Source organism: Schinkia acidoalkalinis (assembly GCF_054301215.1).
This window is the reverse complement of sequence record NZ_CP182573.1, coordinates 507518-520764: the sequence shown is the minus strand read 5'-3', so window position 1 is coordinate 520764 and position 13247 is coordinate 507518. Positions and strand designations below refer to the sequence as shown.

10 protein-coding genes and 1 pseudogene are annotated in these 13247 nt (G+C 37.1%); 8 read left to right on the top strand and 3 right to left on the bottom strand.

Annotated elements, in window-relative coordinates:
* The first annotated feature begins 47 nt into the window (after positions 1 to 47).
* From ACNQFZ_RS02680 to ACNQFZ_RS02665, 4 genes and pseudogenes are all read left to right on the top strand, one after another.
* A complete protein-coding gene (locus ACNQFZ_RS02680) occupies positions 48 to 1673 on the top strand; it encodes a response regulator (RefSeq protein WP_458413818.1) in 1626 nt (541 codons plus the stop codon).
* Positions 1674 to 1718: 45 nt separating this feature from the next.
* Positions 1719 to 2090 carry a response regulator transcription factor gene (locus ACNQFZ_RS02675; protein WP_458413817.1) on the top strand — a complete coding sequence of 124 codons (372 nt, stop codon included), beginning with the start codon at positions 1719 to 1721 and terminating at the stop codon, positions 2088 to 2090.
* Entirely contained in the window at positions 2077 to 4953 is a 2877-nt protein-coding gene (locus ACNQFZ_RS02670) for an ATP-binding protein (protein WP_458413816.1), read from the top strand. The genes ACNQFZ_RS02675 and ACNQFZ_RS02670 overlap by 14 nt, the downstream gene beginning before the upstream one ends.
* Before the next feature lie 443 nt (positions 4954 to 5396).
* A pseudogene (locus tag ACNQFZ_RS02665) lies at positions 5397 to 5468 on the top strand (GNAT family N-acetyltransferase); the annotation flags it as partial.
* 175 nt (positions 5469 to 5643) lie between these two features.
* Here ACNQFZ_RS02665 and ACNQFZ_RS02660 read toward each other — a convergent pair.
* On the bottom strand, positions 5644 to 6999 hold the full coding sequence (locus ACNQFZ_RS02660; protein ID WP_458413815.1) for a D-serine ammonia-lyase: 1356 nt from the start codon (positions 6997 to 6999) through the stop codon (positions 5644 to 5646).
* Between the two features lie 182 nt (positions 7000 to 7181).
* Here ACNQFZ_RS02660 and ACNQFZ_RS02655 point away from each other — a divergent pair, with 182 nt between their 5' ends.
* From ACNQFZ_RS02655 to ACNQFZ_RS02645, 3 genes are all read left to right on the top strand, one after another.
* Positions 7182 to 7760 carry a stalk domain-containing protein gene (locus tag ACNQFZ_RS02655; RefSeq protein ID WP_458413814.1) on the top strand — a complete coding sequence of 193 codons (579 nt, stop codon included), beginning with the start codon at positions 7182 to 7184 and terminating at the stop codon, positions 7758 to 7760.
* Positions 7761 to 7883: 123 nt separating this feature from the next.
* A complete protein-coding gene (locus tag ACNQFZ_RS02650; protein WP_458413813.1) occupies positions 7884 to 8255 on the top strand; it encodes an HIT family protein in 372 nt (123 codons plus the stop codon).
* A 26-nt stretch (positions 8256 to 8281) separates the two neighbouring features.
* Positions 8282 to 9196: a tetratricopeptide repeat protein gene (locus tag ACNQFZ_RS02645; RefSeq protein ID WP_458413812.1), complete on the top strand. Its 915-nt coding sequence runs from the start codon at positions 8282 to 8284 to the stop codon at positions 9194 to 9196.
* A 61-nt stretch (positions 9197 to 9257) separates the two neighbouring features.
* On the opposite strand, the gene ACNQFZ_RS02640 is transcribed toward ACNQFZ_RS02645, so the two are convergent.
* The gene (locus ACNQFZ_RS02640) at positions 9258 to 10106 is read right to left on the bottom strand and encodes a YitT family protein (protein ID WP_458413811.1); all 849 of its coding nucleotides are present in this window, start codon (positions 10104 to 10106) and stop codon (positions 9258 to 9260) included.
* 1000 nt (positions 10107 to 11106) lie between these two features.
* Between ACNQFZ_RS02640 and ACNQFZ_RS02635 the strand changes: the two genes are divergently transcribed.
* Positions 11107 to 12207 carry a lactonase family protein gene (locus tag ACNQFZ_RS02635; RefSeq protein ID WP_458413810.1) on the top strand — a complete coding sequence of 367 codons (1101 nt, stop codon included), beginning with the start codon at positions 11107 to 11109 and terminating at the stop codon, positions 12205 to 12207.
* Between the two features lie 114 nt (positions 12208 to 12321).
* Here the strand turns inward: ACNQFZ_RS02635 and ACNQFZ_RS02630 are convergent, their stop codons facing one another.
* On the bottom strand, positions 12322 to 13161 hold the full coding sequence (locus tag ACNQFZ_RS02630; protein WP_458413809.1) for a helix-turn-helix transcriptional regulator: 840 nt from the start codon (positions 13159 to 13161) through the stop codon (positions 12322 to 12324).
* Positions 13162 to 13247: the final 86 nt, after the last annotated feature.

The following is a 13247-nucleotide window of genomic DNA, read 5'->3' as shown; positions in this document are numbered from 1 at the left end:
GAACACGTTTATAGAGAAGATAGCAGATCTAATTAAGGGGAATAGTTATGAATCTCCAAAAATATAAAAGTCATTTATTACAAAATATTAAAAAAAAACTTTCGGAATGGTTTGATACAGAACAAATCGAAACGGTTATAGGAGAGGAAGTCTATCGATTCCTTCACTCCGTAAAAGGTACTTCCGGGACACTAGAGCTTGGTGGACTTATGCAAATTTCTCAACAGTTACTGGATAGGTTAGATCCAACAACGAAACAAACATGGGACAAAATTGAATTAAAAAAATTTCTGATAGATTTTATAGAACACATATACGAATATGAAAACTTTGATGAATTAGTTACTACAGAAGGTGTAGTTCACGATGATCAAGCACCACTGATCCAAATTATTGATGATGATGTTTCGATGCTTATTTTGCTTAAGGATGTTTTAGAGGAACAGGGTTGGATGGTCATGGTTCAGACAGACCCAGTAAAAGCTGTTAAGCAGTACTTCGATTGGAAGCCTGATTGCCTCATTTTAGATATTCAGCTCCCGCAAAAGGATGGTTTTGAGATTTTACAGGAGATTGAGCAGCAAAGTGAAAAGTACTTTATTCCAACGATTATGATTAGCGTCAGAAATACGAAGGAAGAACGTATAAAGGCCTATCAAAAGGGTGCTGATGACTTTTTTAATAAGCCCATTGATATAGAGGAATTTGTTGTAAAGGTTGGCAGGCATTTAAAAAGAAAGAAAATCTTTGATCAATCCGTGTTAATTGATGAATTAACCGAAGTATACAACCGGAAGTTTCTAAACGATAGTTTACCACGCATTTTTCAAGATTTTAAAAGGACAAAACAGTCATTTTGCATTAGTATCGTAGATCTGGATTTCTTTAAGCAAATAAACGATACCTATGGGCATCTTGCCGGTGACCAGGTACTTAAGGATTTTGCTCGCTTTCTAAAACAGAATATACGAGGCTCAGACCTCCTTTTCCGTTATGGGGGAGAGGAGTTTATTATCGTTTTCCCAAAAACACCAATCTTGGTAGTTAAAAATCGTTTGAATGAGTTAATCAAAGGTTTTTCGCAAAAAATTTTCAATTATAATGGAATGAGTTTCTCCGTAAGCTTTTCTGCTGGAGTATTTATGGTAGAAGATGAGTCCATTACGATAGAGGGAGCTATTAAAGAGGCAGATCAATTGTTGTATGAAGCTAAATATCATGGCAGGGCAAGAGTTGAATGTTCGCAGTCAGCCTATCATTCCTATAAAAAGGAAATTCTTAATATTTCAGTCATTGATGATGATATTATTATCCGGACGCTACTTTCGCAAATGCTAGAATCTTTGAAGATTAACCATGTAGAATTAAACATACAGGTATTTGAAAATGGACCTGCATTTTTACATTCGCAACATGCCCATGAGGATGTCAATCATTTCTTACTATTGGACGGTATGATGCCAGAGATGGATGGATTAGAGGTTCTTCAGAGGTTGAAAGAAGGGGAAAATGCAGACCGGTATAAGGTATTAATGCTTACTGGAAGACAAGGGGAAGCTGAAAAAGCGCTTGCTTTAAAGCTTGGAGCAGATGATTATATAACGAAACCATTTAATATGAACGAACTCCAAGTAAGAATCGAAAGGATTCTTATGCAGATGAAAAATGGATAAAGAGATTTTACCATTGATAGATAAACTTTTGTAGGAGGCATGGCTTTGAAAAGAATTTTATTGGCAGAGGATGAAGAGGTTCTTCGGATGCTCATTACTGATACATTAGAAGATGGGGATTATATGGTTGATGAAGCTGCTGATGGTGGTGAAGCAATGGATTTTCTGAAAAAGAATAAGTACGATTTGGTCATTCTTGACTATATGATGCCTGTATTAACAGGTCTTGAAGTGATTGAGAAAATCAGAACCGAAGATTCCGGACATCGGACTAGAATCTTAATGCTTTCAGCAAAGAATCAAGCCTATGAGCAGGAAAAAGTCTTCCAAGCAGGTGCTGATTATTTCATGGCCAAACCCTTCAGCCCAATCAAACTTTTAGAATTGATAGAGGGAATTTTTAATGAAGCTTGTTAACTTTTATAAAAAATCATTATCAAATCAAGTACTATCACTAGTTGGAATATCCTTTATATCCCTCATAATGGGTACCAGTGCATTATTTTTTTATCAAGATAAAATCTATAACGATTACATTCAGCAACGGACAAGTATTGATGAACAGCGGGAAGTCATCAATGATATCTTTGACTATTTTAATTCAGAAGTTCTTTTTGTTGATGATTCCATTGCCTTTAAAGTGCCAGAAGGGAAAAAACAGACGCTTGATGCTGAAAGTGAACTGCAAAATAGAATAGCAGATTTAGAAAAGTTGATGAAAACCAAGGAAGAAAGAGCGTTTTATCAAGAAATAGATCAGTTTACAACCTACTATTTTCATCAAGTTCTCCCTTTAGTTGTTCAAAAATATGAACAGGAAAAAGACCCCAGTGTCGATCTTGATAATGATGATATAACCATACAAGTTGAGAGATTTCTTAAGCATTCCGAATCATATAGCGCAGGTCTTCAGGAAAAGCTTAAAGCACATTTTAAACAACTTACGACCCAACAATTAGTCGTTCAATATACCATTGTTAGCTTTCTTATTTTATTATTGATTATCCTAATAACCCTTCTACGTATCTTTTTTAAGAAAATTGGAAAGCCCTTAGCGGAATTCACATTTTCGGCGAATGAGATTGCAGCAGGCAGAGATGCAATTTTAACAGTAGACCCAAGTAGGAAGGATGAACTTGGTACTTTAGCTATTGCTTTTGAAAAAATGATAAAAAGTGTTCAGGAGAAAGAGCAAGACTTGGTGGCACATAATGAAGAATTAATTGCACAGCAGGAAGAACTCCAGGCGCAACAGGAAGAACTGCAATCACTTCTTGTTAATATATCGGAAAATAAACAAAAACTCTTACTGCGAAATAAATTAATCAATAGCATTTCAACCTCCCTAAATAAGGATGAGGTCCTTCATAGTATTGTTAGAAGTATGTGTAATATTACCAGGTCGGAAAAGGGGATTATTGCTATTTTAGAGGATAAGGCAATAGCTTCCTACGGAATTTCCAATGCAGGTATCAGACAATTTGTAGACAATTTAGATAGTGGTTTAGTTAGTAGATTAATAACTGATAAGAAGCCGTTTACGGTAATGCGGGAACAACCACCAAAGGAAAAAGGATATCATGAAACGGTCAACTATAGCTATGATATTTATTTACCAATTATTTCTTCCAATCATGAAGTCGAAGCCATCATGGTGTTTACGCGTTTTGGAGATTCTTTTTCACAAAATGAGCTGGAGGAATATGAGACATTAGCCAGACAAATTACGATTTATCTCGCCAAAATATCGATGTTTGAACAGTCCGAGAAAGAGCGGCGAATTAACCAGGATATCCTTAATACCGTTCAAGAAGGAATTCAGTTACTTGATCAAGATCGTAACATCGTTCAGGTTAACAATCCATTAACTCAACTATTCAATTGGGAAGATTCAACAAAAGAAATCTTGGGGCTATCATGGCAAGAATGGAGCGGCATGATGGCAGATCAGGTTCAGGAAAGTGAATTCCTTGCATTGCTCGAGGATATTCTAAAAAAATCGATTGTTCAACCTAACGGGGAACATACTTTTATTTATCTGATAAAGAACAGCAATCAAGTAGTTAAAGTGTATTGTAAGGCAATTAATGATAGTCAAGGGAATATTGGAACATTGCTTGTCCATCGAGATATCACAAAAGAATATGAAATAGCTCAGATGAAATCTGAATTCGTTAGCACCGTGAGCCATGAATTAAGGACACCGCTGGCAAGTGTTCTTGGTTTTACTGAATTGTTGTTAACAAAGGAAATCAAGCCAGAAAGAAAAACAAAATATTTGCATACGATTTATAATGAAGCCAAACGGCTGACCGCACTAATTAATGATTTTCTAGATATCCAAAGGATGGAATCCGGAAAACAAATGTACGAGAAGAAATTTATAGACATTGTTACGATTTTACAAAATGTCGTAGAGCTGCAAAAGGTGAATACAGATCTGCATAAGATAGAACTACTAGTTGAAAATGAGGAAACGATGATACTAGGGGACAAGGTTAGATTAGAGCAGGTTTATACAAATTTGATAAGCAATGCCATTAAATATTCTCCGAACGGGGGAACCATCCTCATTCGCGTGTATAGCAAGAACGGGATGGTAGCGGTTGATGTAAAGGATGAAGGGCTCGGTATTCCTGAAGAGGAAATCCCTAAATTATTCCAACCGTTTTATCGGGTTGATAATTCAGACCGGAGGAGAATCGGAGGCACCGGCCTTGGACTTTCTATTGTTGAAGAAATTATCAAAGCCCATGATGGTGTCGTTTCAGTAAAATCAGAATATGGGAAGGGCAGTACTTTTACTGTTCAATTTCCAATGGTAACAATGATTGAGAAGGGGTTTCGTCAGGATGTGGAAAAGGATTCCGCATCTAAATACTCTGTAATGATTATTGAGGATGATCTAAATCTAGCGGAGCTGTTGACTCGAGAGTTACAGGATAATGGCTTTCAAGTTAGATACTTCAACGGTGGTCAAAAAGCATTAGAGCAAATGAAAAAAGTTGCACCGAATGTAGTCGTTTTAGATATCATGCTTGATGATGAGGTAGATGGTTGGACCATCATGAAAGAGATGAAGGATAGCAAGCAATTAAAGGATATCCCAATCTTTGTATCATCTGCCCTTGAAGAAAAAGAACGCGGTTTTTCCCTTGGAGCACATGATTATTTAATAAAGCCTTATAAACCAAGCCAACTATCAAAGTTAATTACCCAGACACTATTAAATAATGAAAAAAGTGGACACATTATGGTGCCGCAAAAAAAGGAAACATAGGGGACGGTTCTTGCGTTTTCCTATTATATTCCAATTGTGATGATTGACCTTGCTGGTGCCTTCGATCGCTATTGTAAAAATGCAAACGAATAGAGTAGGCGCATGATTTAATTCATGCGCCTACTCTATTTATTTTGATTTAATGTCGGTAAACGGATTTATAAAAACCTTTGTTTCAGTAGTGATTGTGTAATTTTCATTGTGTTTGTTTAATATTTTGTCCAAATTAAGACCTGTATGGATTCCTAACATGATTACAATAATGATAATAAACGGGTTCAATTTAATTCACATCACTTTCTGTTTAGGATCATTTCCTGCCTATTTTATATCCAATAAACCTGTCTGAAAATTATGAATGTAACAAAAGTATAAGTAACTTACAAAATATTGTCAAATATAAAAATAATATTGAGATAAGGTTTATTAGGCGTATTACAAACATAGAAGATCCGGGGATTCGCGTCTTTGTAGCCTTACATGAAGGAAAAGTTGTTGGGGCAACAGAGTACCGCCTTCCGATGGAAGAAGGGGTAAACGAGCTTATACCGTGTTATCAAATAAACCACAATCATGGTATACAATGGTTGAGGACCTAGAAACCAAGGGAAAAGTGGCATTAGCTTATCTATAATAATTGTAAATTTAAAAAACAGTTCTTCTTTTGGATGAGGAACTGTTTTTTTATGATTATTTTTCACTTATTAATTTCAATCCCGTTTGATAATACTCATCCATCATTTCTCTCGGCACCATATTTCCGCCAGTAGCCCAAACGATATGCGTACCTTTCTTCGCATTATTCGCCGCATTCATTTTCATTAAATAATCGCTGCCTTCTTCAGATAGCTTTATTGGTCCAATCATGCCAGCTAAAGCAGACGGCTCTAGATGAATTCCTTCTGTATCCACTAGTTTCTTCAGCAGCTTATATAATTGTTCATCACTAACTGTATAAATGCCGCTTAAAAAAGGTTCCATTAACTTGCCCACAAATCCTGATGGTATGCCGACCGCCAGGCCATCGGCATCTGTGATATTGTCAATTCCAACATCTTGGACTGAAATTTGATCATGAAGCCCGGTCATCAAACCAAGCAGCATACACGGAGAATGGGTAGGCTCTGCAAAGAAACAGTGTACATTGTCTTGAAATACTAATTTTAACCCGAAAGCGATGCCACCGGGACCACCGCCAACGCCGCATGGAAGGTACACAAATAAAGGATGATTTTCATCTACAACAATTTTCATTTCCTCCAATTGCCTTTTCAAGCGTGACGCTGCTACAGCGTATCCTAAAAATAAGTCCTTGGAATTTTCATCATCTATAAAATAACAGCTTGGATCTTGCTCCGCCTGGATTCTGCCTTCCTCTACGGCTTTACTATAGTCGGCCTTATATTCAATGACGTTGACATGGAGGCTTCTAAGCAAATCCTTTTTCCATTGTTTCGCATCGGCGGACATATGTACCGTGACATTAAACCCCAACTTGGCTCCCATAATCCCGATACTTAGTCCTAAATTGCCAGTTGATCCAACTGCAATAGAATATTGTGAAAAGAATGTACGAAACCGTGTGCTGTCCATAATGGAATAGTCATCTTCCAGTGTTAGCAGGTGATGCTGAAGTGCTAAGTTTTCGGCATATTTTAGAACTTCATAAATGCCGCCTCTTGCCTTAATGGATCCTGAAATTGGAAGGAGGCTGTCGCATTTTAATAATAATTCGCCGTCAATCGGTTGTTTGCTGTCTTGTTCCATGATATTTTTCATCGCAGGAATTCTCACAAGAGGTGATTCGATGATGCCATTCATCTTTTGTGTATCCGTGAAAACCTTGGCGATATAAGGCGCAAACCTCATCAACCTTTCCTCTGCATCCCTTACATCAGCATAGGAAAGGGAGGATGCAAGAATCGCAGTCTGAAATTTTTCGATAGCGGGATTCACCCAAAATATTTCCTCCAATGAAATAAGCTTATTAAATAAAGGATATCGTTCCATCCATAGTTGTGTAGTTTTATGATCAATGGTTGTCACTTGTCTTTCCCCCTAAGATTCATACTTACTTACAAAACGGAAATCAATACATCTATATTATAAGATATAGTACTTGTCACCAAGCCCTGCAAACTATGTTCTAAAATAACTTCCAAAAAAAGGGTTTTTAATAGATTTTGTCGAATGTATATTCCAGAATATTGAAAAGGAGGAAATTATTGATGTTTGGTAAAAAAATACATATTATATGGGTTGCAGCACTTATATGGCTTTCGCTGACCAGTGTCGGAGAAGCGGCAGCAATAAAAGTTTTCATCGATGGGTCCGAGCAAAGGTATGACCAACAACCAATCCTACAAAACGGCCGAGTTTTGGTGCCTTTACGCGGAATCTTTGAATCCTTGAACGCTGGCGTTGTATACGACAAGGAAACCAAAGAAATACATGCAACAAAAGGCACTATCAATGTCTGGTTAACCATCGGATCAAAACAAACTAAAGTGAATGCTCAATCGTATATTCTAGAAAGTCCAGCAATAGTTAAAGATGGACGCGTATTTGTTCCATTGCGTTTTATCGGGGAATCTTTGGGCTGTTCTGTAGAATGGGACAATGTTAATCAAAAAGTAATGATTACGATCCCTAAGCAAGTGAAAGATCAAACTGATGAACCGGCTAAGGAAATTCCGATTGGAGACCCTGTTAAAGTAGAGATTGACAGCACGATTAGTGTAATGATAGAAAGTGAGGATGCAACGATAAAGAAAGGTATTGATGATGATACCTTTATAATTGAATAAAGGCTTATTGAATAATGGAAAATAAAGTTTGAAGCTATAATATGTTGGACCAAATCCTAATCGGGTTTGGTCTTTTTTGTAAGTGATGATAATGGTAAAATTTTCACAAGGAAGGTGATACAAGTGAATTGTCCATTTTGCAACTTAGAAAAAAATCAAATCCTATTGGAAAACGAAAATGCTGTCGCTTTTTATGATAAATTCCCAGCTCAAAAAGGCCATATGCTGATCATACCAAAAGAACATGTTGAAACTTATTTTGATGCAAACGATGAACAAATAAATGCAATACATCAACTAATCAAGCAAGGGAAGGAACTGCTTGATCAGGAATACAAGCCTGATGGCTATAATATCGGCGTCAATGTTGGCTATTATGGTGGACAAACTGTCCATCATTTGCATTTTCACCTGATTCCACGCTACAAAGGCGACATCGATGATCCGCGCGGTGGAATTCGAAAGGCAATACAGAATCTGGTGCAGTATCCATAGAATTGAAAAGCTCGGAGGATTTGCGTTTGAACATAAATAAGAAAGCCATTGAATTACTTGAAGAAAATAAATATGAAGAGTCACTGGCATTATTTCAAGAAGCAGTAAAAAAATCGAGGGATGTACAATCACTTACCAACTTGGCCTGGATCTACAATCACGAGGAACAAGATTACGAAAAGGCACAAGAATTATTGGAGGAAGCTATCACCATGAATCCATCCTCTTATTTTCCGTTTAGTTTGCTTGGCGAGGTTTACTTCGAACAAGAAAAATGGCAGCAAGCCAAGGATATTTTGCAAAAATCGCTATCAATTCAGCCAACGAAACCGGCGTTTAATAATCTAGCAGTTGCGAACTATCATTTAGGAAATATCGAGGATGCCGCAAACTATTTTTTACTTGCCTCTGAAAACGCGGATTATGCGTTGTATTCCCATATAAAGTGCTTGGTTGAGTTAGGAAAACTAAAGGAAGCAAAAGAGAGGTTGCAATCATTCTCCCAAAATGATGCTGAATTTGTTGGAGAAGTGGAAGTGGCCGATTTATTTGTAGAGTTGGATTGCTACAAGGAAGCGGTGGAATGGTTTGAAAAAGGCTGGGACGTATACTCACATGATGTAAGTTGGATTAGCCGCTATGTTTACGCATTAATGAAAGTAAATGACAAGACGCGTGCTCAAAATCTTTTAAAAGAAGAACTCGAACAAAAAGTCAAAGAAATTAAAGAGGCTTACGAAGAAGAATGTGACGATACTTGGACCGAAAACGATAAACAGGAAGTTATTGAAATGCTTCAAAAGGAAAAAATAGAATTGGAACAGGTATATGAAAAAATCGCATCAGGGAAGAAACCTGCTATGGATTTTCGGACATCAATCGAACCCAGGTGCTATCTATTTGGCTGCATACGCCATAATCATCCGGAGTATGAATATTAAAACTAAAATGATAAAACCGCTTGGATTTATCATTTCCAAGCGGTCTTCAATAACTATTTTATCACCATACTTGATGGAATCGCCCAATAACAGATTGAGTTGAAATAACACTAACAAAGGACTGCGAATCAGTAGCTTTCACAATCTTTTTCAACCGCGATAGTTCTCCCTTTACAGTGACACATAGTAAAACCGTTTTTTCATCATGGGTGTAGCCACCAGTTGCATTCCACATCGTTGTTCCACGACGTAAGATTGTGGTGATTTCGTTGCTTACTTCCTCGCCCTTACTTGTAATAATTAAGACTGAAATACGATCCACATTGTTTAAAATAATTTCATACATCTTCATGGAAGCATACATTGAAAGAATCGTATATAAAGCAATTTCACTGTTAAAAATAAAACCAGAAGCTATGACAATCCCTAAATTGACAGCAAGGCCGGCCTTTCCGACGGAAATATTTGACTTTTTCGCTATAATTCTCGATAGAATATCAAGTCCACCTTGTGAACCGCCGCTTCTTAAAACAATGCCACATCCGATTCCGTTCAGTGTTCCACCAAAAATGGCTGCGAGTAGAGTATTATCCGTCCATAAATGTTGAACCGGAATGATAAATAAAAAAATAGACAATAAGACGATAGACAAAATCGTATAGATACTAAACTTCCTTCCTAAATATTTGTATCCCAATATCATTAAAGGAATATTTAAAATAAAATAGAAAAGCCCCACATCAATAGGAAAGAAATGGTGGATAAACTGGGAGATCCCTGTTAAACCACCAGCCAACAAATGGGACGCCCTTGTTAACATATTAAGTGCGATAGCGGAAATTGCTGTACCAACGATGACCATGAATAACTCTACTAAAATAGTTATACTTTTTCTCTCAGTAAATGACATATTTTATAACCCCTCAAAAAATGGCGTCAAGTTTAAATCAGCCACTTGTTTTTATTCATGCATACTATAATACACTTTTTTTGTGATTTGAAGAAAGAAATATATTTTGGCAAAATTTCGAAACGGAAGACAAATTCATCTGATTGAAGTAAAAATATATGCAGAAGATTAGCGTAAACAATGCTATGAGTATTATCAACAAGCCCGAAACGCCAACTTATACTATCTAACATTAAACGGACACGTACCCAGTATAGACAGCGCTGTTGGATTAACGCCAATTTACGATAATGGTAATGAAGTGATTGGCTATGAGGAAATAGATCAAATATCCTTTGAAAATGAAATCCTGATTTGGCTTTATAAATGTCTTGAACAGCAAGAAACAATTAGAATTGCACCAATTTGAGAAATTTTACAAATCAAAGACCACGAGATCATGTTGCTCACCTATATGATTATTTGGAAAAGAGTAATTATCAAGCTGGCGACAAATTGCCTTATTTAAAGATAATGGGTATGTCGACTGTTTCTGATTGCATATAAGAAACAATACAAGAAATCTGCCTTAAAACGTGAGAAGACACTGGGGATCAAACCAACATTTCGTGATAGACAACGAGGGTAAGAAAGCCAATTACCCTCAATATTATCGAGAAATGGAAGAACGTCTAGCGAAAGAACAACGAGGAAAATACTTTGTCAAAGCACCGAAAGATTTTGCTTCTACACAATTATGTTCAACTTGCGGTTATAAGAATACTGTACTAGTAACAAGGTCTTTTTTTTTACAACACAGAACCGAACGAATGTTTATAAGTCAAAAAGTTTCTTACTATGAAATTGCCCCCGAACATGCTCTGCCAATTCTAAAGCTACTTTCTGCTTTTTTATAGAATTCACACTCTTGGCCTAGCACTTACACAGTGGTATAAACTTTTTTTGATGAATTTCATTGGAAAAAAAGTCATATAAAATAATGAAAGGAGGAGAGTCATAGATGAACCAGTATTTTCGTGCGCGTCCAAGTATGGTGTATATGATGACCAATAATGAAGTCAGGAATCAAATTATTGCCTTTTACAGGGAAATGAATGGATTGCTTACCTTTGTAGGTGCCTACCCCACTTACGGAAGGGGTACGGGCACAAAAGAAGTCTCTGGTGCAACAGCAAATGATGGTATCGATCCACTTGCCTCACAAGGTGCTCTAACTTTGTCACCTGATGAACATTTTCTACTCGCTGTTAACGCTGGTAGTAATACCCTCAGTAGCTTCATCATAACTGACAACGGAGTGCCCGTTTTGACTGATGTGAAACCATCAGGAGGTTCCCAGCCTAATAGTGTCGATGTGTTTGGAAATCTTATCTATGTTTCCAATGTAGGAAATGCCGCAAATAATTATGCCTCCAATATCACTGGTTTTCTAATAGATGCTTCTGGAAACCTTACTCCCATTCCCGGATCTACCCATTCTCTAAGTACATTTAACGCTCAGCCTGCGCAGGTTCTATTCACTCCAGATGGAAGTAAAATCCTTGTTTCAGAGCTTACCTCAAACCATCTCAGTATATTCCATGTAAATCGAAATGGGGCTCTAACAGGACCAATCGTTAATGATTCTTATGGTCAAGGACCTTTAGGCGCATACTTTCTATCCTCTGGAATCCTTTTGGTTACTGAGGCCATTTCAAATGGGCTGTCATCTTATTCATTGAGTAACGACGGTCGCCTTCAAGTAATCAGTGGCTCTGTACAAAATGGTTATATGACGGCCTGTTGGGTTGTACCAACGAAGGATGAACGGTTTGCTTACACTACCAACACCTTAAGTGGCACCATTTCTACCTACCGAATCGAACCCAATGGAGCACTATCGGTGGTAGGGCATACCACCAGTACACCATCAGGTATTTTACTAGGTTTTCCTATGGATGTTGGCGTGAGTAAAGATGGACAATATTTTTACACTATGAACGGAAATCAGGGTACTATATCAGTATTTAAGATCCAAAATGATGGTAGTCTAGTAAGGTTGCAGATTGCTTCATGGACGAACCTTCCTTACTCAGGTTCACAAGGTTTAGCAGTTCTTTAAAAAAGTTTCAAAATAGAAGCTAACTTACCTTCCCTTATTAATTGATTGGAAGGTTTTTTTGCATTAATGGCTTGGTTATTCATTCATATTATCAAACTGAAATGGAGCCATTTATTATTCTTTACCCATTAGTCTTTTTAACTTGGATTCTGTATCGGTATTTTCAACAGGGGTATATACACTGCAACGTAAATTAGTGTCTCCTTGAACCTGGAGAGAGGTTAGGTTAAACAGCATCTTTCCTGCTTTGGCGTGACGAAACTCAATTAATACCTCAGGGGCCGAGCTAACTTCACTTTCATTCCACATTTCATGAAACTCTGGATACTTTCGTTCCATCTCCATAATAAAAGAGGAGTACCATTTATCAGCTACATATTGTCCGTAATAGGTACGAAAAATGGCTAAAAAGCCTTTTACAAAATGCTCCCAATTTACAGCCAAACTTTTAAACTCTTTTCTAGAAAAAAGCAAGTCGATGAGATTCCGCTTTTCTGGTGCGATTTGTTCAAAATCCAAAAATACATGAGCAGCTGCCTGATTCCATCCCACGATATGGCACCTTCTATCCGAAATAATAATGGGGCAGTATCGAAGTTCTTGAAGTATTTTATTCAAGGCTGGACTAATCACCGTTTCTTCTTCATTTAAAAATGTTTGTTTCTCTCCCTCTGTCAATGCAAGGGCATAAAAATATCTTCGCTCATCTTTATTTAATTGCAACGCATCTGAAATAGAATCAATTACGGAAGGAGAAACTTTGATGTCTCTTCCTTGTTCGAGCCAGGTATACCATGTTGTACTGACACCTGCTAAATGAGCAACTTCCTCTCTTCGAAGACCAGGTGTTCTCCTACGCCCCCCCATTGGTAATCCAACCATTTTGGGATTAATTTTAGATCGATGCATTTTCAAAAATTCCGACAGAGCTTTAAGTCTATTTTCTTGATTCATGATTGAACGCCCCTCTGAACAAGTATTATTAAAGTAGTATTAATTATACTATGATAAACAACAACTTGTAATAGGATAAATACGAG

What these genes read in the sequence shown, in the direction of transcription:
- ACNQFZ_RS02680 (WP_458413818.1), top strand. Translation starts at nt 48, where the DNA reads ATGAATCTCCAAAAATATAAAAGTCATTTATTACAAAATATTAAAAAA.
- ACNQFZ_RS02670 (WP_458413816.1), top strand. Translation starts at nt 2,077, where the DNA reads ATGAAGCTTGTTAACTTTTATAAAAAATCATTATCAAATCAAGTACTA.
- ACNQFZ_RS02655 (WP_458413814.1), top strand. Translation starts at nt 7,182, where the DNA reads ATGTTTGGTAAAAAAATACATATTATATGGGTTGCAGCACTTATATGG.
- ACNQFZ_RS02640 (WP_458413811.1), bottom strand. Translation starts at nt 10,106, where the DNA reads ATGTCATTTACTGAGAGAAAAAGTATAACTATTTTAGTAGAGTTATTC.
- ACNQFZ_RS02635 (WP_458413810.1), top strand. Translation starts at nt 11,107, where the DNA reads ATGAACCAGTATTTTCGTGCGCGTCCAAGTATGGTGTATATGATGACC.
- ACNQFZ_RS02630 (WP_458413809.1), bottom strand. Translation starts at nt 13,161, where the DNA reads ATGAATCAAGAAAATAGACTTAAAGCTCTGTCGGAATTTTTGAAAATG.